The organism is Stenotrophomonas sp. Steno-Z1, from assembly GCF_056393175.1.
Window position 1 is genome coordinate 22,082 of sequence record NZ_JBWJPB010000009.1, and the last position, 23,704, is coordinate 45,785.

17 protein-coding genes are annotated in these 23,704 nt (G+C 68.3%); 6 read left to right on the forward strand and 11 right to left on the reverse strand.

Annotated elements, in window-relative coordinates; translation table 11 throughout:
• Position 1 precedes the first annotated feature (1 nt).
• Positions 2 to 1,672 (forward strand): choline dehydrogenase, encoded by a 1,671-nt coding sequence (gene betA, locus AC06FD_RS17935; protein ID WP_259207729.1) that lies wholly within the window; start codon positions 2 to 4, stop codon positions 1,670 to 1,672.
• Between the two features lie 95 nt (positions 1,673 to 1,767).
• Here the strand turns inward: betA and AC06FD_RS17940 are convergent, their stop codons facing one another.
• Positions 1,768 to 2,646 carry an EamA family transporter gene (locus AC06FD_RS17940; protein WP_478078534.1) on the reverse strand — a complete coding sequence of 293 codons (879 nt, stop codon included), beginning with the start codon at positions 2,644 to 2,646 and terminating at the stop codon, positions 1,768 to 1,770.
• A 73-nt stretch (positions 2,647 to 2,719) separates the two neighbouring features.
• Here AC06FD_RS17940 and AC06FD_RS17945 point away from each other — a divergent pair, with 73 nt between their 5' ends.
• Positions 2,720 to 3,193, forward strand: coding sequence for an Lrp/AsnC family transcriptional regulator (locus tag AC06FD_RS17945; RefSeq protein WP_259207732.1), 474 nt, complete (start codon positions 2,720 to 2,722; stop codon positions 3,191 to 3,193).
• Positions 3,194 to 3,208: 15 nt separating this feature from the next.
• Here the strand turns inward: AC06FD_RS17945 and AC06FD_RS17950 are convergent, their stop codons facing one another.
• Positions 3,209 to 3,688 (reverse strand): VOC family protein, encoded by a 480-nt coding sequence (locus AC06FD_RS17950; protein ID WP_259207733.1) that lies wholly within the window; start codon positions 3,686 to 3,688, stop codon positions 3,209 to 3,211.
• Between the two features lie 323 nt (positions 3,689 to 4,011).
• Here AC06FD_RS17950 and fhuE point away from each other — a divergent pair, with 323 nt between their 5' ends.
• A complete protein-coding gene (gene fhuE, locus AC06FD_RS17955) occupies positions 4,012 to 6,174 on the forward strand; it encodes a ferric-rhodotorulic acid/ferric-coprogen receptor FhuE (protein WP_478078535.1) in 2,163 nt (720 codons plus the stop codon).
• A 133-nt stretch (positions 6,175 to 6,307) separates the two neighbouring features.
• Here the strand turns inward: fhuE and AC06FD_RS17960 are convergent, their stop codons facing one another.
• From AC06FD_RS17960 to AC06FD_RS17970, 3 genes are all read right to left on the reverse strand, one after another.
• Positions 6,308 to 6,934 carry a LysE family translocator gene (locus AC06FD_RS17960; RefSeq protein WP_259207742.1) on the reverse strand — a complete coding sequence of 209 codons (627 nt, stop codon included), beginning with the start codon at positions 6,932 to 6,934 and terminating at the stop codon, positions 6,308 to 6,310.
• Positions 6,935 to 7,146: 212 nt separating this feature from the next.
• Positions 7,147 to 10,020, reverse strand: coding sequence for a TonB-dependent receptor (locus AC06FD_RS17965; RefSeq protein ID WP_259207744.1), 2,874 nt, complete (start codon positions 10,018 to 10,020; stop codon positions 7,147 to 7,149).
• A gap of 215 nt (positions 10,021 to 10,235) precedes the next feature.
• Positions 10,236 to 10,643 (reverse strand): ExbD/TolR family protein, encoded by a 408-nt coding sequence (locus AC06FD_RS17970; protein WP_394164162.1) that lies wholly within the window; start codon positions 10,641 to 10,643, stop codon positions 10,236 to 10,238.
• Between the two features lie 133 nt (positions 10,644 to 10,776).
• Here AC06FD_RS17970 and AC06FD_RS17975 point away from each other — a divergent pair, with 133 nt between their 5' ends.
• The 3 genes from AC06FD_RS17975 (at position 10,777) to AC06FD_RS17985 (ending at position 14,737) form a co-directional block, all read left to right on the forward strand.
• Positions 10,777 to 12,768, forward strand: coding sequence for a transglycosylase SLT domain-containing protein (locus tag AC06FD_RS17975; RefSeq protein WP_478078536.1), 1,992 nt, complete (start codon positions 10,777 to 10,779; stop codon positions 12,766 to 12,768).
• A gap of 128 nt (positions 12,769 to 12,896) precedes the next feature.
• Positions 12,897 to 14,117 carry a multifunctional CCA addition/repair protein gene (locus tag AC06FD_RS17980; protein WP_449335566.1) on the forward strand — a complete coding sequence of 407 codons (1,221 nt, stop codon included), beginning with the start codon at positions 12,897 to 12,899 and terminating at the stop codon, positions 14,115 to 14,117.
• Positions 14,118 to 14,242: 125 nt separating this feature from the next.
• On the forward strand, positions 14,243 to 14,737 hold the full coding sequence (locus AC06FD_RS17985) for a hypothetical protein (RefSeq protein WP_394164165.1): 495 nt from the start codon (positions 14,243 to 14,245) through the stop codon (positions 14,735 to 14,737).
• A 48-nt stretch (positions 14,738 to 14,785) separates the two neighbouring features.
• Here the strand turns inward: AC06FD_RS17985 and AC06FD_RS17990 are convergent, their stop codons facing one another.
• From AC06FD_RS17990 to AC06FD_RS18015, 6 genes are all read right to left on the reverse strand, one after another.
• Positions 14,786 to 17,770, reverse strand: coding sequence for an autotransporter family protein (locus tag AC06FD_RS17990; protein ID WP_478078537.1), 2,985 nt, complete (start codon positions 17,768 to 17,770; stop codon positions 14,786 to 14,788).
• A gap of 127 nt (positions 17,771 to 17,897) precedes the next feature.
• On the reverse strand, positions 17,898 to 18,965 hold the full coding sequence (locus AC06FD_RS17995) for an acyltransferase family protein (RefSeq protein ID WP_478078538.1): 1,068 nt from the start codon (positions 18,963 to 18,965) through the stop codon (positions 17,898 to 17,900).
• Positions 18,962 to 20,110 carry an N-acetylglucosamine-6-phosphate deacetylase gene (nagA, locus tag AC06FD_RS18000; protein ID WP_478078539.1) on the reverse strand — a complete coding sequence of 383 codons (1,149 nt, stop codon included), beginning with the start codon at positions 20,108 to 20,110 and terminating at the stop codon, positions 18,962 to 18,964. Before nagA ends, AC06FD_RS17995 begins: the two co-directional genes overlap by 4 nt.
• A complete protein-coding gene (locus AC06FD_RS18005) occupies positions 20,110 to 21,138 on the reverse strand; it encodes an SIS domain-containing protein (protein WP_394164169.1) in 1,029 nt (342 codons plus the stop codon). Before AC06FD_RS18005 ends, nagA begins: the two co-directional genes overlap by 1 nt.
• 7 nt (positions 21,139 to 21,145) lie before the next feature.
• The gene (locus AC06FD_RS18010; protein ID WP_259207758.1) at positions 21,146 to 22,213 is read right to left on the reverse strand and encodes a LacI family DNA-binding transcriptional regulator; all 1,068 of its coding nucleotides are present in this window, start codon (positions 22,211 to 22,213) and stop codon (positions 21,146 to 21,148) included.
• A 42-nt stretch (positions 22,214 to 22,255) separates the two neighbouring features.
• Positions 22,256 to 23,548, reverse strand: coding sequence for a sugar MFS transporter (locus AC06FD_RS18015; protein WP_259207759.1), 1,293 nt, complete (start codon positions 23,546 to 23,548; stop codon positions 22,256 to 22,258).
• Between the last annotated feature and the right edge of the window lie 156 nt (positions 23,549 to 23,704).

Sequence of the window (23,704 nt, forward strand, 5' to 3'; positions counted from 1 at the left end):
GATGAAGCGCGAGTACGACTACATCATCATCGGCGCCGGCTCCGCCGGCAACACGCTGGCCGCGCGCCTCACCGAAGACGCCGGCGTCAGCGTGCTGCTGCTGGAAGCCGGCGGCCCGGACTACCGGCTGGATTTCCGCACGCAGATGCCGGCCGCGCTGGCCTACCCGCTGCAGGGCCGCCGCTACAACTGGGCCTACGAAACCGAGCCGGAGCCGCACATGGACAACCGGCGCATGGAGTGCGGGCGCGGCAAGGGCCTGGGCGGCTCCTCGCTGATCAACGGCATGTGCTACATCCGCGGCAATGCGCTGGACTTCGACAACTGGGCAACGTTCGACGGGCTGGAGGACTGGAGCTACCACGACGTGCTGCCCTACTTCCGCAAGGCCGAAACCCGCGACATCGGCGCCAACGACTACCACGGCGGCGACGGTCCGGTCAGCGTGGCCACGCCGAAGAACGGCAACAACGTGCTGTTCCACGCCATGGTCGAGGCCGGCGTGCAGGCCGGCTACCCGCGCACCGACGACCTCAACGGCTACCAGCAGGAAGGCTTCGGCCCGATGGACCGCACCGTCACCCCGCGCGGGCGCCGCTCCAGCACCGCGCGCGGATACCTGGACATGGCCAGGGACCGCGAGGGACTGGAGATCGTGGTCCACGCCACCACCGACCGCATCCTGTTCGCCGGCAAGCGCGCGGTGGGCGTGCGCTACCTCACCGGCGGCAGCGCCGAGCCGATCGACGCCAGCGCGCGCCGCGAGGTGCTGCTGTGCGCCGGTGCGATCGCCTCGCCGCAGATCCTGCAGCGCTCCGGCGTGGGCGCCCCGGCATTGCTGGCCGCACTCGGCGTGCCGCTGGTGCACGACCTGCCCGGCGTCGGCGAAAACCTGCAGGACCACCTGGAGGTGTACATGCAGTACGCCTGCAAGAAGCCGGTGTCGCTGTACCCGGCACTGCAGTGGTGGAACCAGCCGGCGATCGGCGCGGAGTGGCTGTTTGCGGGCACCGGCGTGGGCGCCAGCAACCAGTTCGAGGCCGGTGGCTTCATCCGCACCCGCGACGAGTTCGAGTGGCCCAACATCCAGTACCACTTCCTGCCGGTGGCGATCAATTACAACGGCACCAACGCGGTCAAGGAACACGGTTTCCAGGCCCACGTGGGCTCGATGCGCACGCCCAGCCGTGGGCGCGTGCATGCAAAATCGCTGGACCCGCGCGAGCATCCCTCGATCCTGTTCAACTACCAGTCCACCGACCAGGACTGGCAGGAATTCCGCGATGCCATCCGCATCACCCGCGAGATCATCGCCCAGCCCGCGCTGGACGAGTATCGCGGCCGCGAGATCAGCCCCAGTGCGGACTGCAAGAGCGATGCCGAGCTGGACGCCTTCGTGCGCGCCCGCGCCGAGACCGCCTACCACCCGTCGTGTTCCTGCGCGATGGGCACCGACGCGATGAGCGTGGTGGATGGCCAGGGCCGCGTGCACGGCATGGAAGGCCTGCGCGTGGTGGATGCCTCGATCATGCCGCGCATCATCACCGGCAACCTGAACGCCACCACGATCATGATCGCCGAGAAGATCGCCGACCGCATCCGCGGGCGTGCGCCGTTGGCGCGCAGCACGGCTGCGTACTACGTGGCCGGGGATGCGCCGGTCAGGCGCTGAGCAGAACGGGTAGCGCCCAGCGTTGCCCGACTGCCCGGTGATCTGCTGCAGCGGGAGCCGGCCAACGGCCGGCACTCCCGATCACGCCAGCGTGCTCATGCGGGCGCGCCCGGCATCTTCGGCGCCACCCGCCGTGCCGTCACCGTACTCCCCACCGACGCCACCACCGTGCAGCCAATGGCCGCCCACTGCAGCGCGGTGAGGTGTTCGGCCAGCAGCCCCATCGCCAGCAGCGCGGCCACCGCCGGCTCCATGCTGATCAGGATGCCGAAGGTCTCCTTCGGCAGGCGCTTGAGCGCCATCATCTCCAGCGACATCGGAATCGCACTGGAGACGATCGCCACGCCCAGCCCGAACAGCAGGATCGTCGGGTCCAGCAACGCCATGCCCGCATGCGCCACGCCCACCGGCACCACCACGAGCGCCGCCGCGCACAGGCCCAGCGACACCGTATGCCCGGCATGCAGGTGGCCGGCGCGCTTGCCGAAGATGATGTACAGCGCCCAGCACACCGCCGCACCCAGCGCGAACATCACCCCGACCGGGTCCAGCGGCGCGCCGTGTCCGAGCGGCAACAGCAGCAACAGCCCGGCCAGCGCGCAGCCCACCCAGACGAAATCGATCGGCCGCCGCGAGGACCACATCGCCACCGCCAGCGGCCCGCAGAATTCAATCGCCACCGCGATGCCGAAGGGAATCGTGCGCAGCGCCATGTAGAACAACAGGTTCATCACCCCCAGGGTGATGCCGTAGCGGAAGATCGCCGCGGCATCGGCGCGCGTGGTGGTCCAGCGCCACGGCCGGAACACCGCCAGCAGCACCAGCGCCGAGAACCCCACGCGCAGCGCGCTGGTGCCCTGCGCGCCGATCACCGGGAACAGCTGCTTGGCAAATGAGGTGCCCACGGACAGGGCGGTGACCGAGCCGAGCACGGCCAGCACGGGGATCAGTGAAGAAAAGCGGGAGGTCGGCATGGCGCCAGCATATTGCGCTCGGGCCGAAGCAAAGGCTCAATTGCAGGCATCTTCCTGCACGTTTCACTCGCCCATGGCTGCCGTGCCCTACGCCCCCGACGACTTCGACCGCGCCATCCTGGCCATCCTGCAGCGCGACAACACCACCGCGCAGCGCGCGATCGCCGAGGCCGTGCACCTGTCCGCGCCGGCCGTGCAGCGGCGGATCAGGCGACTGCAGGACGCGGGGATCATCCGCGCCAACGTTGCGGTGCTGGACCAGGCACGACTGGGGCGCCCGCTGACGATCATGGTCGAGGTACGCGTGGCCAGCGAACAACCGCATCGCGTCGCCGCGTTCCGCCGCCGCGTGCAGGACGATCCCGCCGTGCAGCAGTGCTATGCGATCACCGGCGAGGCCGACTTCCTGCTGCTGCTCACCGCCGCCTCGATGGAAGAATATGAGGCGATCAGCGAGCGTCTGTTCGGCAGTGACGACAACATCGAGCGCTTCCGCACCGCCGTGGCCTTGAGCACGTTGAAGCGTGGCTTGGACGTGCCGCTGTAACGCGACGAACCAGGCTCAACCGCGCACGGCCGCCTCGATCGCCGCCACGTCGATCTTGCGCATCGTCATCATCGCCTCGAAGGCGCGCTTGGCCACCGCCGGGTCCTTGCTGGTCACCGCCTCGGTGAGCACGCGCGGAGTGATCTGCCAGGACAGGCCCCACTTGTCGCGGCACCAGCCGCACGCGCTCTCCTCGCCGCCGTTGCCGACGATGGCGTTCCACAGCCGGTCGGTCTCGGCCTGGTCCTCGGTGGCGATCTGGAAGGAGAACGCTTCGCTGTGCTTGAACGCCGGGCCGCCGTTGAGGCCGATGCAGGGGATGCCGACCACGGTGAAGTCGACGGTCAGCACGTCGCCCTGCCTGCCCGACGGGAAGTCGCCGGGGGCATGGTGGACCGCGTTGACCGCGCTGTCGGGAAAGGTCTGGGCGTAGAAGGTAGCGGCGTCCAGCGCGGTGCCGTCGTACCAGAGGCAGAGCGTGTTCTTGTTGGGCATGGTGGTCTCCTGCGGCGGGCATGGACGCGGCAAGCCTACGGCCGCAGGCGTTAAGCGCGCGCCGCGGTGTCGCAGACCGGTGTGATACGCGGACGACCGAGCGCGAAACCCCGGCGTTTCAGGAAAGTGAATTGATGGTGTCAATGATTCGCATTAACATATCTTCATCCCGTCCGCGCCAGGAGGCGCTGCGGCGATCAGTACCCGGAGCCCGCGCCCTGCCAACAGGGCCCCGCCAGCCGCGCACTGACCCCCACTTACTGCGCGGCGCCTGGCCACCGATGGACATCGGCCATGCCCGCGCCGCCGCCCTGGAATCCCCGATGACCCGTTCGACCGTTGTGCTGCCCCACTCCCCGAGCCGGCGCGCCCTGCCGCAGGCGCTGTTCGCCGCGCTGTGCACGCTGGCCGTCGCACCTGCATTCGCGCAGGACGCCAGCCCGGATGCCACCACCCTGGACAAGGTCGTGGTCAAGGGCGAGCGCGCCGAGGGTTACTCGGTGCGCCGGACCTCCGCCGGTACCCGCTTCGACCTGGCCCCGCGCGAGATCCCGCAGTCGGTCAGCATCATCAGCCACCAGCGCATCGAGGACCAGAACCTCGATGACATCCTCGACGTACTGGCCAACACCACCGGCGTGAGCAGCACCCAGTCCGACACCGAACGCACCGAGTTCTACGCGCGCGGTTTCTACATCGACAGCTACCAGTTCGACGGCCTGCCCACGCAGATGGTGCAGAACTGGAGCTACGGCGATTCCGGCCTGGACCTGGCCCTGTATGACCGCGTGGAAGTGGTCCGCGGCGCCACCGGCCTGCTGACCGGCGCGGGCAATCCGTCGGCCTCGGTCAACCTGATCCGCAAGCACGCCGACAGCGCCGAGCTGACCGGCAACGTGTCGGTCAACGTCGGCAGCTGGGGCCGCACCCGCAGCACCGTGGATGTCACCACGCCACTGAATGCCAGCGGTTCGGTGCGCGCACGCGTGATCGGCAGCTACCTGGACACCGAATCGCAGATGGACCGTTACGACCAGCACAAGACGCTGGGCTATGCGGTGATCGACGCCGACCTGACCCCGGACACGCAGCTGAGCGTGGGCTACGACTACCAGCAGAAGCGCGCCAACGGCGCGACCTGGGGTGGCTTCCCGATGCTGTTCTCCGATGGCAGCCCCACCCCGTTCGACGAATCCTTCAGCGCCAACCCGGGCTGGACCTACTGGGATACCACCAGCAAGCGCCTGTTCGCCACGTTGGAGCATGCCTTCGCCAACGACTGGAAGGTCAAGCTCGGTGCGACGCATGACACCACCAAGGCCGATGACAAGCTGTTCTACCCGGCCTACAACGACTGGACCACCGGCGCCTCGCTGCTGGACAAGACCACCGGCGCCGGCGTCGCGCCCTCGGCAGGGTTCTACAACACCGAGCGCAAGGTCAACGCGGTGGACGGCTTCGTGGACGGCCCGCTCCAGCTGTTCGGCCGCGAGCACCAGTTCATGGCCGGCCTGAGCTACAACAAGCGCGAGTTCGCCAACTACGGCGACTACCAGGTGGGCTGGGCGCCGCTGGACAACTACCTGGCCGGTGTCGGCAACTTCCCGGAGCCGAACTGGGCCACCACCCTGCCGTTGCAGAGCGAAGGCACCATCACCCAGAAGGCCGGCTATGCCGCCACCCGCCTGTCGCTGGCCGATCCGCTCAAGCTGATCCTCGGCGCGCGTTACACCGACTGGAAGAGCGAAGGCGAAGGCGACGACCGCTCGCACAAGGTCACCACCCCGTACGCCGGCCTGGTGTTCGACCTCAACGATACCTACTCCACCTACGCCAGCTATACCGAGATCTTCCAGCCGCAGACCGCACGCGACCGCAGCGGCAGCTACCTGGATCCGGTGGACGGCAAGAGCTACGAGATCGGCGTCAAGGGGGCGTGGTTCGACAACCGCCTGAACGCATCGGTCGCAGCCTTCCGCATCGAGCAGGACAACGTGGCGCAGATCACCAGCGAGCCGATCCCGAGCCGTCCGGGCGAGTTCGCCTACATCGCCGCACGCGGCACGGTCAGCCGTGGCTTCGAGCTGGAACTCAATGGCGAGCTGGCCCCGGGCTGGGATGCGACCTTCGGTGCGTCGCGCTACGTGGCCAAGGACGTCAACGACGCGGACATCAATACCAACCTGCCGCAGACCACCATCAAGCTGTTCACCAGCTACACCCCGCAGTCGCTGACCGCGCTGACCGTGGGCGGCGGGGCCAACTGGCAGAACCGCATCTACTACCCGGTGCCGGCGTATGGCCGCATCGAACAGAATGGCTACGCGCTGGTCAGTGCCTTCGTGCGCTACCGCATCTCGCCGGAGTTCAGCGTGCAGGCCAATCTCAACAACCTGCTGGACAAGAAGTACTTCTCGCAGATCAACGGGTATGGCGCGTACGGCGATGGCCGCAACGGGTCGATCACGTTCAACTGGTCGTTCTGACGGGTCAGCGGTCGTATCGCGTGGACAAGAGAGCCGGGCATAGCCCGGCTCTCTGCGTTATGGGGCGGTGGGGGTGGGTCGCAGCCACGCATGGCGTTCTGCGCCTACCTGCAGGCCCTGACGCCTGCCGGCACTACGGCCGCGCGCGCAGCAGCGCCAGCCCGAAGCCGATGAAGATGGTGCCGACCACGCGGTCGAACACCTTGCGCAGCCCCGGACGCGCCAGGTAGCCGGCCAGCCCGCGCCCACCGGCGGCGTACACCGCGTACCAGAACATTTCCATCAGCGCGAAGGTGCCGACCAGGATCACGAACTGCGGCAGCTGCGGCTGGGCCAGATCGACGAACTGCGGCAGGAATGCCGAGGCGAACAGCAGCAGCTTGGGGTTGCTGATACCGATGATGAAGCCGTCGCGGAACAGGATGCGGCGCTTGCTGGGCGCGATCGCCGCGGTGTTGCCGACATCGATCGGCGCATCGCCGCCGCGCCAGGCCTTGATCCCGAGGTACACCAGGTAGGCCACGCCGGCGTAGCGCAGCACGTCGAACACCAGCGGCGAGGCCTTGAGCACCGCGCCCAGGCCGGCGGCGGAAATCGACAGCGCCAGCACCAGCGCGCTCAGGCAACCGGCCATGGCGGCGATGCTGCGGCGGAAGCCCACGCGCACGCTGCGGGTCATCACGTGCAGCATGTTCGGCCCCGGCGTGCCGCACAGGACGAACACGGTGACGGCGAAGATCCACCAGGTATGCAGGTTCATGGCAACAACACTTGGAAAGGGGAGCCGGCCGCTGGCCGGGCGCCCCATGATGCCTGACGGACAAGGCACCCGGCGGCCAGAAACGCGCCATGGCCGCCACGCGCAACACATTTGACCGTCGTTGCAGCCACCGGGCATGGCCCGCCGCTGCCGTCCACGCCCACCGGGGCACCGCTCGGGTGCTCCGGTGGCGCTGCACGCTCAACCGAGGCTCAGAACCGCAGGTCCGCGCGCAGGTACCAGTAGCGCCCGCGCGGGATGTCATAGGTGGAGGCGTCGTAGCCGTTGAGCGAGCACGACAGGCAGATCGGCGGATCCTTGTCGAACACGTTGTTCAAGCCGGCGCTGAGCTGCAGCCCCTTCATCCAGTCGATCTTGTAGCCCACCTGCATGTCGTGGAAGGTGGTGGCCTTCAGCTCGTTGGTGCCCTCGATCTGGTTGCTGCACACCGGGAAGGCCACCGCATCGCCGCAGTCTTCGGTGAGCTTGGAGATGTGCCGCACTGTCCAGGATGCGTTCCAGTGGGCCAGGTTCCAGCTCAGCGTGGCGTTGCTGGTCCACTCCGGGATGGAGCTGTCGGACACTTCCACGCCCGGCTCCTGCGGCTGGCGCTGGCCCGCTGCACCGATCGCCTCGTACCGGCCCACGAAGGTGTTCTGCCAGCCCAGCTTGAACTGGCCGGCCGAGGTTTCCGGCAGCGTCCAGAACAGGTCCACGTCCCAGCCATCGGTCTTGATCGAGCCCAGGTTGGTCAGGCGGTTGTTGAAGCCGCTGACCGCACCGGTGGAGGCACGGGTGATGCCGCCGCAGTACAGCGGGTCCAGCGTGTCCACGCACAGGTCGAGCTGGGTCTGGGCGTTGATCGCCTGGATGGCGCCCTCGATGGTGTGCCGGTAGAAGGTCACGTCCACGTCGAAGCGCTCGGACCAGGAGGCGTTGCTGCCGAACCACGGGCTCCACACGAAGCCGGCGCTGAAGCTGCGCGAACGCTCCGGGTCCAGCGCGCTGTTGCCGCCAGTGGTGACCGAGATCTGCGAGTTGGCCTGCTGGAAGCCGGTGGGCACGCCGAGCGCGGCGCAGTTGGCCGCGCTGCCACGCGGCGGGGTGCCGCCCAGGCCGACCGAGCACGGATCGAACAGCTGCAGGTCGGCGCGCGCGGCCGAGCCGTACAGTTCGCCGATCGACGGGGCGCGGAAACCTTCGGCATAGGTGGTGCGCAGCACGAAGTCGTTGGTCACCTGCCAGCGCAGGCCGTACTTGGGCACGAACTCGCCGCCGAAGGTGGAGTAGTCCGAGTAGCGCCCGGCCAGGCTGAGGTCGAGTTTCTCGCCGATCGCGCTCTTGGCGAAGATCGGGATGCTCAACTCCAGGTAGGCCTCGCTGACATCGTAGGAACCGGACGTGGGCAGCGACGGTACGCCGTTGTAATGGCCGATCACGGTGAGCGGATCGGGCTGGTATGAGCCCTCGTACTTGCGGTACTCCAGGCCGGTGGCGAACGACACCGGGCCGGCCGGCAGGGTGAACAGGTCGCTGCTGAGGTTGGCGGTGACCAGGCTCAGCTCGTTCTGGCTGCGGTCGCGGACCACCGGCTGGATCCAGGCCAGCATCGCCGGGGTGATCGTGCCCGGGCCGCCGAAGATGTTCAGCGGCACGCAGCCGGGCGTGGCCGCGCACACGGCCGGATCGCCCAGGGCCATGTTGACGTTGAAGATGTTGTAACTGCCGTAGTTGGTCTGCTCGGCCTTGTTCTTGCTGTACATCCCATTGACGTCCCAGAACCAGCTGCGGTCGGCGGCCTCGAACTGGCCGACCAGGCCGGTGGCGACGTACCGGGTGTTGACCTCCTGCTCGAACACGCGTGCGCCGCCTTCCACCGGGCGGCGGCCGATCATGATCAGGTTGTCCGAGGAATCCAGGTCGAAGCCGAACGGGTTGTACGGGTTGAGCGCGGAAATGACGATGTTGTCGGCCAACGGGTTGCCGGTGGCGCCGTCGGGGCCGAAGAACAGCGGCTCGGGGCCGGCCTGGTTGGTGGACTCGCGACGGTTGGCCAGCGCCTTGACGTACCACTGCAGGTTGTCGGTGATGTCGAAGCGGAACTGGCCGAAGATGCCCTTCCGCTCCGACGGCGTCAGCACCATGTTGTATTCGGCGAAGTTGAAGCGGTCGGCGGTGCCGAAGCAGTGGTAGCTGTCGGTGCGCGCGCAACCGTCGGCGCCGTTGAACGTGGGCGACGTGGCGCCGGTGTTCGGGGTGAGGTCGTGGGTGATGCCGGTGGTGGGATCGGTGAAGATGAAGCGCCCGGTCGGGGTGGCCGAACTGCCGAAGGACAGGCCGGTGCCCGGGATCGGGAAGCGCGACTGCTCGCGGTCGCTGGCGTACACCGGATCCTGCTTGGTCCAGCTGGCGCCGAGGAACAGGCTGTAGCGGTCACCGCTGGTGCCCCAGGCCAGGTCCACGCCCTTCTGGGTGCCGTCGCCCTTGCTGTACTCGCCGTAGTTGAGGGTGACCTGGCCGCCATCGAATTCACGGCGGGTGATGATGTTGACCACGCCGGCGATCGCATCGGAACCGTACAGCGAGGAGGCGCCATCCTCGAGCACTTCGATGCGCTCCACGATGGCCAGCGGAATGGTATTCAGGTCGGTGGCCGCGCCCACGCCGGAGGCCGAGGATTCATTGACCCAGCGGATGCCATCCACCAGCACCAGCACGCGTTTGGCGCCGAGGTGGCGCAGGTCGACCTGGGCCGAGCCGGCCCCCACGCCGCTGCCGTCCGGCGGGAAGCCGAAGTTGCCGGAGGAATTGAACTTGGCATTGAGCGCCGAACCGGAGCCGGTCAGCTGCTGCAGCACCTCGCCGATCGAGGTGAGGCCGGTACGTTCGATCTCGCTGCGGGTCAGGGTCTGGATCGGCACCTGGCCTTCCACTTCAGCCCGCTTGATGCGGGTGCCGGTCACCTCGACGCGGTCCAGCTCGGTGGTGGTGCGCGGCGCATCCTGGGCACCGGCGAGCACCGGGGCAGCCAACAACAGGCACAGCGATACAGCGACCGCCAAGGGGCGGTGGTGCAGGTCGTTCATTCGCTCTCTCTCCAAAGGAATGTTGGGCTGGGCCGCCGCGCCCCCCATTGCGCGGCAACGTCTCCTTTGTAAACAAACGGTAAAAGTGAAGAAGTGACGACCAACACTTTTTCACGCCACTCAGACAAATCCGAACAGGCAAGATGCAGGCGCCGCAACGCATGACGCCCCTGCGGACAGGGGCGTCAGTGGTGCGATGCAATGCAGAAAACGGGCTATTGCACGAACGCGATGCGCTGCAGGTGCGCGTTGTTGGCCGCCGCCAGGATCTTGGCCATCACCTCGTACTCGGTGCCCGGATCGGTGGCGATGCGCAGTTCGGGCAGGTTGCCGGCGTGGGTCTGCGCCTGCTCCTGCATGCGCGCCTGCAAGGCCGCTACCGGCATGGACTGCCCGTTCCAGGTGACCTGGTTGGCGGCGTCGACGCGCAGTTCGATCGGCGGCGGCGGGTCCAGCGGCGGCGTCACCGCCGTGGTCCGCTGCGGAAGGTCGACCGGGATCGGCATCGAGATCATCGGCGCGGTCACGATGAAGATGATCAACAGCACCAGCATCACATCGACCAACGGTGTCACGTTGATCTCGGCCAGTGGTCCAGAGTTCCCTGCTGCACGGAATGCCATGGTCTGCTCCTTGCGTGGGGGCCGGTTGCCCCAGCCCGAGACTACGCCCGGCCCAGGCCACTGCCGCGCGGCCGGCAGGCGGCTGTTCATGATCGAGTCGGCTTGCCCTCACCGCCGTTCACCCGGCGCCGTTATGCTTTCGGCCATGACTCGACTTCCCCTCTGTTTCCTCAGCGTATCTGCCCTGCTGGCCTGTTCCGGCGTCAGCCCGGTAGCCGATGCGCAGAACCTCGACGCGCAGCGCGCGCAACTCAAGGCCGCCATCGACAGCGCCGAGCGCGGCCAGTTCGACGCCGCCCAGGCCGCCGCCCTCGGCAGGCATCCGCTGTATGGCTGGCTGGAGTACGCCAACCTGCGCCGTAACATCGATACCGTCGGCACCGCCCAGGCCCAGGATTTCCTGAAGCGCTACAACGGCCAGGCGGTGGCCAGCAGCTTCCGCAGCGTGTGGCTGCCCGCCGTCGCCCGCCGCCAGGACTGGCCGACCCTGCTGGCCAACTGGGTCCCCACCGACAACGTCGGCCTGCGCTGTGCCCAACTCAATGCGCGCCAGGCCACCGGCAAGGCCGACGCGCAGTGGACCAGCGAAGCCCAGGCGATCTGGCGCAGCACCGGCAAGTCGCTGCCCGATGCCTGCGATGCGGTCTTCGCGGTCCTCGATGCCAAGGGCGGCCTGAGTGCCGACCTGCGCTGGGCGCGGATCGACGCCGCCGCGGATGAACAACAGCCAGCGGTGATGCGCAGCGCCGCACGCGGCCTGCCCGCGGCCGACCTGGCGCTGGCCAACACCTATGCCGCCTTCGTCGACAAGCCCAATGCCAGCGCACTGAACTGGCCGCGCAACGAGCGCAGCCGGCGCATCGCCACCGATGGCCTGGCCAAGCTGGCCAAGGCCGATCCGGCCGCCACCGAGCAGCAGTTGCCGCAGTACGCCAACGCGCTGCAGCTGAGCGCCGCCCAGCAGGCCCAGGTGCTGTACCAGGTAGCGTTGTGGACGGTGGCCTCCTACGGTCCCGAGTCCGCGCGCCGCCTCAATGCCGTGCCCGATGCGGCCTACGACGAGCGCCTGCACGAATGGCGGGCGCGCGAGGCGATGTCGCGCGGCGACTGGCCGCAGGCGCTGGCGGCGATCCGCAAGATGGGCCCGACCCAGCGCAGCGACTCGCGCTGGCGCTATTTCGAGGCACGCATGCTGGAGAAGACCGGCAAGCGCAGCGAGGCCCAGCCGCTGTACCGCGAGGCGGCGCGCGCAGCCACGTTCCACGGCTTCCTCGCCGCCGACCAGCTCGGCCAGTCCACCTACACGCTGTGCCCGTGGGAACCCAACGACAGCGCGCAGGCGCAGGCGGCGGTCGCGCGCGATCCGGCGATCATCCGCGCGATGGAACTGTTCAAGATCGAGCGCGCCGGCTGGGCCGTGGCCGAATGGAACGACGCGTTGAGCCGCTACGACACCACCCAGCGCCGCATCGCGGTGGAAGTGGCGCGCGACAACGGCTGGTTCGACCGCGCGGTGTTCTCGCTCGGCAAGACCCCGGACGAGCAGCGCCTGTACTCGCTGCGCTTCCCGCTGCACCACGATGATGCGATCCGCCGCGAATCGGCACGCAATGCCATCGATCCGGCCTGGGTCGCCGCCGAGATCCGCGCCGAGAGCATCTTCAATCCGAAGGCACGCTCGCCGGCCAACGCGATGGGCCTGATGCAGGTGCTGCCGGCCACCGGCGCCAGCGTGGCCAAGTCGATCGGGCTGGCCAACTACGGCGGCGCGGCCAGCCTGTACGACCCGGACACCAACATCGCCATCGGCACCGCCTACCTGCGCCAGCTGATGAACAAGTACGAAGGCCTTCCCTACATCACCATCGCCGCCTACAACGCCGGCCCGACCCCGACCGCACGCTGGCAGACCCAGCGCCCGGGCTTCGACCCGGACATCTGGATCGAGACGATCAGCTACAAGGAAACCCGCGAGTACGTCGCGCGTATCCTGGCCTTCAGCGTCATCTACGACTGGCGCTTGAACGGCACCGCGCTGCCGGTGACCGACCGCATGAACGGCCGCCTGCAGGCCAAGCGCAAGAACTTCGCCTGCGCGGCCAACGCGGACAAGGGCGGCGACTGAGAAACGCGCGCCAGGGGGGGTGCCGGCCATTGGCCGCTCCCCCGATGGCCTGGAATTTCCAGCAGCCGGCCAACCGCCGGCACTACCGCCATTGGCATCCCGTCGGCTCACTGCGGCATCATGGCCGCATGAAGATCTATCTTGTTGGCGGCGCGGTACGCGACCGCATCCTGCAACGCGACCCCGGTGACCGCGACTGGGTCGTGGTCGGCGCCTCACAGGCGCAGATGGAAGCATTGGGCTATAAGGCGGTCGGCCGCGATTTCCCGGTATTCCTGCACCCCGATACCGGCGAGGAGTACGCGCTGGCGCGTACCGAGCGCAAGTCCGGGCGTGGCTACCGCGGCTTCGTGGTCGATGCCGATCCGTCGGTGACGCTCGAAGACGACCTGCTGCGCCGCGATTTCACCATCAACGCCATCGCCTGCGATGAAGCCACCGGCGCGCTGGTGGACCCGTATGGTGGCGTGCGCGATATCGAACAGCGCGTGCTGCGCCATGTCGGCCCGGCCTTCGTCGAAGACCCGCTGCGGGTGCTGCGTGCGGCACGCTTCATGGCCCGCTTCGCCCCGCTCGGCTTCACCGTCGCCCCGGAAACCCTGGACCTGATGCGTCAGGTCGCCGACAGCGGTGAGCTGGACGCGCTGGTACCCGAACGCGTCTGGCAGGAACTGCGCCGCGCGCTCACCTGCGCCCAGCCTTCGGCCTTCCTGCGCACGCTGCACGACGCTGGCGCGCTACGCGCGATCCTGCCCGAGCTGGATGCGCTGTACGGCGTGCCGCAACGGGCCGAGTTCCATCCCGAAGTGGACACCGGCGTGCACCAGGAAATGGTCAGCGACATGGCCGCGCGCCTCGCGCCCGGCGATGACCTGATCGGCTTCGCCGCGCTCACCCACGACCTCGGCAAGGGCCTCACCCCGCCGGACGAATGGCCGCGCCACCCGCAGCATGAACAACGCGGCCTTGCGCCGCTGGCCGCGCTGTGCGATCGCTTGAAGGTGCCACTGGAGCACCGTCAACTGGCCGAGGCGGTGTGCCGCGATCACCTCAACGTGCACCGCCTCGACGAACTGCGCGATGCGACCGTGCTGACACTGCTCAGCCGCTGCGATGGCTTCCGCCGTCCCGAGCGCATCGCGCAGATCGCACTGTGCTGCGAGGCGGACAAGCGCGGCCGGCGCGGCTTCGAGGACAGCGACTACCCGCAGGGTGAAACGCTCAAGCGCGTGCACCAGGCCGCGCTGGCCATCCAGGCACGCGACCTCGACCTGACCCACCTGAAGGGCCCGGCGGTGGGTGACGCATTGGCGAGGGCGCGTACGCAGGCGATTGGCGCGGTGCGCTGAGCACCGCTCATCCAGCCCCGATGGCCACGGTTTCCGGCCATCCCCTTTCCATACGTCAACATCGTGTTTCATCGCAGAGACCATCCTGGATCTCCGGGCAATGAAACTGCTACCAGGGAGTGGTAATGGCAAGCAATCCATCGGAGCACCTGCTCTCCGTCGTGCAGGAAATTGGAAGTCTGGCAATGCTCGGCCTTTTCGCCTGCGTCGCTGGGGCGCTTTGGCAAGCACGCGCGAAGCTCATGAAGCGACCAGCACTGCTGCACGCTGTCGGGCTGGCCATCGTCTGCTTTGGCTACTGGCTGTCCAGATTCAACTTTGGCGAAACAGGAAGCATGGTCGCGTCGGCAGGGATCTTCGGGCTCGGGGTAGCACTACTGGCCGCCAGCTTTACATTGCAGCCGCCTCCCAAGAAGGCGCCGTCGCCGCCAGGCGATCTTGAGCGCCTCGCAGAATCCTTGATCATTCAATTGCGCCAGGAGATTGAGGAGATTGAATCTCGTCCAATGGCGCCTTTGCATAAGAAGCTCAAACTGGAGGAATCACGCGAAAGGCTCTCCACCGCCATTCATCTATGGATTGAAGAATCGAAGGCGCGCAGAAGGGAAGACAACGCGTAGTTGTAGTTTTCTACGCAGGTGAGGCGTCCTTGGGTTGCCCGCAATGCGCTACCAGTCAAACCGCACCCCGATATTCCCCTCGACGCTTTTGCGCTCTTTCTGCGCACTGCTCTCCAGATCGCGCGTGTAATCGGCCACCGCAAACGCGCTGACGTTGGCGTTGAAGCGCGCGACCACGCCCACACCCACTTCCAGCGCACGTGAATCCTGCCGATTGAGGACGCGGTTGCTGTCGAAATCGATGCGGTCCTCGCCGTCCAGGGTCTGCCAGTAATTGAGCTTGATGTACGGCTGCCATCCGTTTCCGGCGATATCGTAGTCGGCGGCCAGGCGCAGGCCGATACGGCCGGTCCAGGCGTTGTCGCTGTTGAAGCGCAGCGCCGACACCGCGTCGCCGGCATCATCAACCGAGGTGCGCTGCCAGATCACCTGCAACTGCGGCTCCAGCCACCATGCACTCTGCCCGACGCGCAACAGCGGGCGGCCCACTTCCAGCGAGGCGGTGGTGCCATCACCGCGCACGTCGATGCCCAGGCCGCGCGAGGAGGAGGCGTCGCCGTCGTAGCGGCTCTGCATGACCACCGCGTCCAGGTAACCGCCGGCACTGCCGGCACGGGTCCAGTACACACCCACGTGCTTGTCATCCAACCGGGTGCGACCCACCGCCACGTTCTCCCAGCCGATCGCAAATCCGCTCACATTGCCCTGCGCACGGGTGCGGCCGACAAACACGCCAACCTGGTCGCGGTGATGCTCTGCCGCGTTGGCGTACAGGTCCAGGCCTGCCTGGACGCCCTGGATGTCGCCATCGAAGCCCGGCTGCGCATCGCCGTCCCAGTGCTGCTCGTGGCTTTGCCCGATCAGCCGCGCCCAGGCCGAACGGAGCCCGCCCTGCCCGGCCAGCAGGCGCTGTTCGCCCTGGCGTTCGTGGAAGGTGCCGAGGCTGGCCAGACCGGTTTCGCGCAGTACCGGTGGCACCGCCGAATACAGGCCGGTCTCGAAACGGTACAGCGGGATGATGTCACCCTGCGCGGCGCGTGCACCGGGAGTGGGCGGCAACGCCAACGGCCCGGGCACGGCGGCCACGCTGGTGGGCATCGGCGGCGGGGTGGCGATGCTGGGCGGCGCCACGTCTGCGGGGTCGGCCGGCTCCGGTGGCGGCGCGGGCTCGGGCGCGGCCGGGTTGGGATCATCCGGCGGATTCACGTCCGGCGGTGGCGGCGGTGCGGGCGGCAGGTCGACCGGCGGCGTGCCGGTGCCCTCCGGTGGCGGGGGCGGCGGCGTGGTGCCGCTACCCGGCGGCGGCGCGGGTGCTGGGCTGACACTGGCCACCAGGGTCGAGCGGAGGTACCAGTTTTCGCTGGTTCCGCCACTGACCCCGCCCTTGAACAGGAAGTACTCGTAGGCACCGGCAGCGACCGGGCTGTACAGCGCGAACGCGGTGGGCGCGGTGGTGGCACCGTTGATGGCCTGTACCACCAGGATGCCGTCGGCGACGGTGGACGCACCGGCGCCGCCCGCGTTGAGGATGCCCACGCCGGTTGTGCCGCTGGCGTTGCCGGTGGAGATCACCAGTTTGTCCGACAGCGAACTGTCATCACCCAGCACCGTGTTGAGGTAGAGCGCGCCGCCATTGCCGAGGTAGTTGCCGACCACGGTGAAGGTGTCGCCGACGCCACCGCCATTGCTGAGGTCGATGCGGCCGGCGTTGGTGAGCGTGGCCAGCTGCCCGGCCACGAACGGGGCAACGCCGCCGTTGCTGCCACCGCCGAATACCGCGCTGGTGGCGTCGATGTCCAGGCGGCCGGCGCCGCTGGCGCTGTCGCCCAACACCAGCGTGCCGTCGAAGGCCAGCTGGGTATCATCGCGCAGCGCCACCTGTTCCCAGTTGGTGAAGCGGGCCACGCCACTGGTCTTGACGTTGTCGAAGCCGAGCACGTCGTTGCCGAGCCCGCCGTCGAATGTCGGCAGCGCGCCCAAGTGCGCGGTATTGAGGTTGCTCAGCTGCGCGACGTCATCGCCTTCGCCGAAATCGATGGCGCCGTGCACCACGCCGCCGCCGTTCCACGTGAGGGTGTCGTTGCCGAAACTCAGGCGGATCTCGCCGCGCACGGTGCCACCAGTGAGGGTGACCGCGTCGTCGCCACCGCTGACGCTGATGTTGCCGCCGATGTACCCGTCCGACAGTACGATGGTGTCGCGGCCGAAACCGGTGACCAGGTTGCCGTCGATGGTACCGCCGGACATCAGGAAGGTGTTGTCGTCCAGCTTCATGTTGACCCGGCCGATGCGGCCGCCGGTCATCTCGGCATAATCGCCATCGTCGAACGCGCCGACGATGCGTCCGCCGGTCATGCGGAACCGGTCGAGCGCGTCGCCCTGCAGCAGCGCGCCGATGCTGCCGCCGGTCATCAGGAAGGTATCCACGCCCGAGCCTTGCTGCACCGTGCCGGTGACGCTGCCACCGCTGATCTCCAGGCTGTCTTCGCCATCACCCTGGTCGACGCTGTCGATCACGCCGTCGCGAATCACCAATGCATCGTTGCCCGCGCCCTGCAGTACGCCGCCCTGGATGCTGCCGCCGAGCATGTCGATGCGGTCATTGCCGGCACCGGACACGACGCCGCCGGTACTGCCTGCAATCGTGCCGCGGTTGACCAGGTAGGTGGCGCCGTTGAGCTGCAGTGCCCGGCCGACATTGGCGATGATGCTGCCACTGTTGTTGATGACATGCCCGGCCCCGCCCTGCACGGTGATCGCGTTGCCGGCAGCGACAGCGAGCTGCGCGTTGGCGAGCACATTGACGGTGGTGTCGGACGCAGCGGCAGCGGTGACGATCGCGATCGGGTCCGGATTGGGCACGGCGGTCGAACAGGTCACTGTCTGGCCCGGCCCCGGGGCAGCATTGTCGCACCCTGCCCAGGCCGGCGCAGCGCCGGCGAGCAGGACGGTACCCAGTGCACCCCGACAGCCCCGGCGCAACCACTGCGAAATGCGGACAGCCAGCACCTTGCGTGCCGGAGAACGGGGCATCGAGCGCATACACCTTTCCTGTTCAACAAGAGGGGGTACGGCAACGGCCCCAGTGCTTCTACGCAGACCGGCGTCCGTACTTTTACTGCTGCACCGTGATGGTCGGGTAAAAGATGCGCGGGGGGCGCTAGATTTTCAGGTACATGCGGCGAGCGTCCAGCATCCACACCACGCCCCACCACACGGCCACGAACAGCAGCGCACACAGCAGGGAGGCGAGCGCGGGCGCACTCGACAGCGGCGTCGATACGGCCTGGTTCAGCCACGCCCAGGCACCGCTCGCACCCAGCACCAAGGCCATCGCCGAGGATCCGAGATAGGCGGCAATCGCGTTCACCCCGAAGCGTCGGCCCAGCGCCGGGGCACCCCAGCGATCGATCAGCAGGTGCGCCAGCAGCAGCGCAGTCACCGACAGCCCGCCGCTCCAGAGCACGAAGCTGGGCGTCCACAGGTGTTTGTTGAGCGGCAGCCACAGGCTGGCCACGCCGCCCAGCATCAGGCAGGCCGCCGCCAGCACGGCCAGGCCGCCCACCTGCCCCGCACGCAGCGCGGCGCCCGCGCGCAGGCCCAGCAACGTGGTCGCGAGCGCCCCCAGGCTGCTCAGCAGGCCTTCGGGGTCATGCCCGAGCCCGCTGACGGGGTCGTACTTGTACAGAAACGGTGCGAACAACGCGGTATCCAGCCGGCTCGCCGGGTTCACCCACGGCGCCAGCGAATCGGCCCCGAGCAGGATCGCCGCGTAGGCCGCCAGCAGCGCGCCGATGACCCACCACTGCGTACGCGCGCGCGTGTAGATCGCCAGCAGCCCGATCACCGCCACGCACAGCGCGATCCGTTGCAGCACGCCCCATAGCCGGTACGCCGGCAGCTCGACCAGCCACCAGGCCAGCAGGTGCAGCAGCGCACCGGCCAGCAGGATGCGCAGGGCGCGCTGCAGCAGCCCGCTGCGCAGCGCCGGGCGCAGGCTGGCATCACCGGCACGCGGGGCCAGGCTGAAGGCCATCGACACGCCGGCGATGAACAGGAACAGCGGGAAGATCAGGTCGGTCGGGGTGAACCCATGCCAGTCCGCGTGCAGCAGCGGCGCATACACGTGGTTCCAGTCGCCAGGGTTGTTGACCAGCAGCATCGCGGCCACGGTCAGCCCGCGCAGGGCGTCGATCGAGCCCATGCGCGGCGATGCGGCCGCGCTCACGCGTCCTCGCGCTGGCCGGCGATCCAGGTGCTGCGCACCTGCAGCGCGTCGTCGAGCAGCACCAGGTCGGCCTGGTAACCCTCGGCGATCTCGCCCAGGCGATCGTCCAGGTTGAGGAACTGCGCCGGGTAGCGCGACGCCATGCGCGCGGCTTCCTTGAGTGGCAGGCCGAGCAGCTGCACCGCGTTGCGCACCGCCGTGGCCATGTCCAGTGCCGAGCCGGCCAGCGAGCCGGCCGCGTTGCGCACCACCCCGTCCACCGCGGTGATCACTTCTCCATACAGTTCGTAGCTCGGACTGTCGGCGCCCACCGGCGGCATCGCGTCGGTCACCAGCATCACCTTGCCGCGCGGCTTGGCCGCCAGCGCCACGCGCAGGCTGGCCGGGTGCACGTGGACGCCATCGGCGATGATCCCGACCCAGCTGTCGCGGTCTTCCAGCGCCGCGCCCACCGCCCCCGGCTCGCGCCCGGTCAGCGGCGACATCGCGTTGTACAGGTGGGTGAAGCCGCGGATGCCGGCATCCAGCCCGGCGCGTGCTTCTTCGTAACTGGCCGCGGTGTGGCCGGCGGCGACGATCACGCCACGCTCGACCAGCGCGCGGATGCTCTCCAGCGGCACCCGCTCCGGGGCCAGCGTGAGCAGGGTGACGCCATTGTCGAGCGAGGCCGCCATCGCGATCTCGTCGGCATCGGGCACGCGGAACTTGTTGGCGTCGTGGGTGCCCTTGCGCGCTGGCGCGATGTACGGGCCTTCGAGGTGGATGCCGAGCACGCCGGGCACGCCCTGCGCGATCGCAGCGCGGGTGGCATCGATCGCGCGGCGCATCACCTGCGCATCGTCGCTGATCAGGGTGGGCAGCAGGCCGGTGGTGCCGAAGCGGCGGTGCGCGGCGGCCAGCGTGCGCAGGCTGTCCACGTCCGGCGTGTTGTTGAACAGCACGCCGCCGCCGCCGTTGACCTGGGCATCGATGAAGCCCGGCAGCAGCCAGCCGCCGCCCAGGTCGATCTGTTCATCGGCGCTGCCCAGCTGCGGGGCCGCGTCGGAGAGCAGCGCGGTGATCCGGCCGTCCTCGATCACCACCGCGAGGTCGTCGCGGAACTCGTCGCCCGCCAGGATGCGGGCGTTGCGCAGCACGGTTTTCATCAGACGGTTTCCGTTACCTTGTTCAGATGCGGCGGCAGGTCGGGGTTGTGCCCCCGGCGCAGGGCCAATGCGTTGATGGCGCGATAGAACGCCTGCACGGTGAGCAGCGGCGCGCACGCCGGGTGCGGCGCCACCGGCAGCGGCAGGTCGCCGCCGACGTCGGCCAGCCACACCTGCGCATCGCGTGCGCCGAACTCCTGCAGCACCGCGCGGGTGCCCGCCCCGGTTTCATCGGGCTGGGCGAAGGCCAGCACCGGGAAGCCGGGACCGACCAGCGCCATCGGGCCGTGCTTCACTTCGGCCGAGCTGTAGGCCTCGGCATGCAGGCCGCAGGTTTCCTTGAACTTGAGCGCCGCCTCCTGCGCCGCGCCCAGGCCCAGGCCGCGGCCGAGCACGAACAGGTTGTGCGCCGGCACCAGGCCGTCGGTGAGCGCGGACCAGTCGCTGTCCCAGGCCTGCCGCAGCGCGTCGGGCAGTGCGCGCAGCGAGGCGATCAGCGCCGCGTCCTGGGTCCAGTAGGCCACCAGTTGCAGGATCGCCGACAGCGAAGCCAGGTAGCTCTTGGTCGCCGCGACGCTGCGCTCGGCGCCTGCCCCCAGCGGAATCACCGTTTCGGCCAGCTGCGCCAGCGGCGAATCCTCCACGTTGACCAGGGCCACCACGCGCGCGCCGGCCGCGCGTGCGGCCTCGGCGTTGCGCAGCAGGTCCGGGCTCTTGCCCGACTGCGAAATCACGATGTACAGCGCGCCGCGCAGCTTCAGCGGGGCTTCGTAGACCGAACCCACCGACGGCGAGGCCGATGCGGTGACCAGGCCGAGCCGGGTCTCCAGCAAATACTTGGCGTAGGTGGCGGCATGGTCCGAGCTGCCCCGCGCGCAGGTCACCACGAACGGCGGCGGCGCCGCGCGCAGGCTGGCGGCCAGGGTCTCCACCGCGACCTGGTTGCGCGCGAACTGCGCGGCGATCACGTCGGCGGCTTCCGCGGCTTCGCGGTACATCAGGGTGTCGTGGGGGGCAGGCAGGGACATGCGGGACTCAGGTGGTTTCAGGAGAAGGAGGGCGCGTGCCCTGCGGGCGCATCGGTGCGGTGGATCCGCGCACCACCAGCTGCGGGACGAAGCCCTGGTTCTGCAGCTGCAATGGCGCGTCGTCGTAGGCATCGCTGCGCAGCTGCGCGATCAGCAGGCGCGCGGCATGCCGGGCGATGTCTTCGGTGGCCTGCTTGGCGGTGGTCAGCGGTGGCCACGACTGGCGCGAGAACGGGCTGTCCTCGAAGCCGGCGATGGACAGGTCGTAGGGCACGTTCATGCCCGCCGACTTGGCCGCCGCCAGCACGCCGGCGGCGATCTCATCGTTGGAGCCGAAGATCGCCGTCGGTGGCTCGCGCAGCGCCAGCAGCCGGCGCGCGCCACGGAAGCCATCGTCGAAGGTGTAATCGCCCTGCACCACCAGATGCTTGTCGATGCTCATGCCGTAGTCGCGCAATGCCGCTTCATAACCGGCGTAGCGCTCGCCGCTGGAGCGGTGCGAACTGCCGCCCCAGAGGAAGCCGATGCGCAGGTGGCCAAGCTGGATCAGGTGCTCGGTGATTTCATAGGCGGCCTCGCGGTCGTCGACGAACACGCACGCGCCGTCTTCGGGGTCGGCGGTGGCGGCGATGATCCGCACCAGCTTGATGCCGCGTGCGGTGAGCGCCGCCACCAAATCGGCGCGTTCGGACATCGGCGCGGTCAGCACCAGCCCGGCCAGGCGCGAACGCTGCACCCAGTCGGCCAGCTCTTCGGCCAGCATCGGCGAGCTCGAATCGCAGGGATGGATCTGCAGGCCGAACCCGGTCTCGCGGCAGGCGGCCAGCACGCCGTTCTGCACGCCGATGATGTGGTACGGGTTGGGGTTGTCGTAGACCAGCCCCACCACCAGCGTGGTGCCGGTGCGCAGGTTGCGCGCGGCCGGATCGGGCTCGTAGTCCAGCTCGGCGATCGCCCGCAGCACCCGCGCACGGGTGGCCTGCATGACCGAGGGCTCATTGTTGATGACGCGCGAGACGGTCTTCAGTGACACCTTGGCCCGTTCGGCGACATCCTTGATGGTCGCTCTGCGCATGCTCTTTTCCTGCGGATCCCGTTGGACGTCCATGATCGCCGATCACTGCCCGTCGCGGGACAGCCCCACCCGGTGGCCGCGCACCGAGTAGAACAGGATGTACAGGTAGCAGGGCACCATCAGCCCGGCGAACACCCACTGGAAGTCGACGTGCTGCTTGAGCACGGCAAACAGCTGGGGAATGATCGCGCCACCGGCGATGGCCATCACCAGCAGGGCCGAGCCGGTCTCGGTGAAGCGGCCCAGCCCGCGGATGGCCAGCGGGAAGATCGCCGGCCACATCATGGCGTTGGCAAAGCCCAGCGCGGCCACGAAACCGACCGACACATAGCCGTGGGTGAGCAGCGCGCCGATGCAGAACAGCACGCCGAGCACGGCGGAAATGCTCAGGTAACGCGACTGCGAGACCCGGTGCGGGATCAGCGCCAGGCCGACCAGGTAGCCCAGCAGCATCGCGCCCAGGGTGATCGAGGTGAACATCTTGGTCTGGTCCAGCGGCAGGCCGAAGCCGTGGCCGTAGGTGCCGATCGCATCGCCGGCCATCACTTCCACGCCGACGTATACGAACAGGCACAGCACGCCCAGCCACAGGTGCGGGAACTGGAAGATGCTGGTGCGCTCGGCCACCCCCGGCGCGCGGGCCGGGGTGGCATTGGCTTCAGACGTTTTCAGCTCGGGCAGCGGCGAGAACAGCACGCCGACGGCCAGCACCACCAGCAGCCCGGCCATGGCCATGTACGGCAGTTGGATCTTGGCGGCGAAGTCGTTGAGCAGCACCGTCCTGGCCGCCGCATCGGCCGCCTTCACCTGCGCGTCCAGGTCGCCGATGCCGTGCAGCACCAGCGTCCCGATCAACACCGGGGCGAGCATGCCGGCGATCTTGTTGCAGATCCCCATCAGCGCGATGCGCCGGGCCGCGGTTTCGATCGGGCCGAGGATGCTGATGTACGGGTTGACCGCGGTCTGCAGCAGGGCCAGGCCGCTGCCGATGATGAACAGGCCGCTGAGCGCACCGGGGTACCAGCGCTGCTGCGCGAAGTGGGCGAAGACCACCGCGCCGACCGCCATCACCAGCAGGCTCAGGCTCAGGCCCTTCTTCATGCCGGTGCGCTTGAGGATCCAGGAGGCCGGCAGCGCCAGGAAGAAATAGGAGAGGTAGAACACCATCAGCACAAGGAAGGCACCGACCTCGTCCAGCTCGAAGGCGAGCTTGACGAAGGTGATCAGCGGCCCGTTGAGCCAGGTGAAGAAGCCGATCAGGAAGAACAGCACGCCGATGATCAGGATCGAGGTGAGCACGCTCGAACGCGCGGAGGCAGCAGGCACGGCAGACATCAAGAGAGCTCCTGCATCGACGGCGCCAGGCGGCGTCGGAAGAGTGACTGGGAACAACGTTGTCACATTTATTCGTCGCCGCCTGCGGGTTTGTCAACAACCGGTTTTCGTCGCCGCCGCTGGTTCGGGGATGTTGCACCTGCGCAGATTGCACGC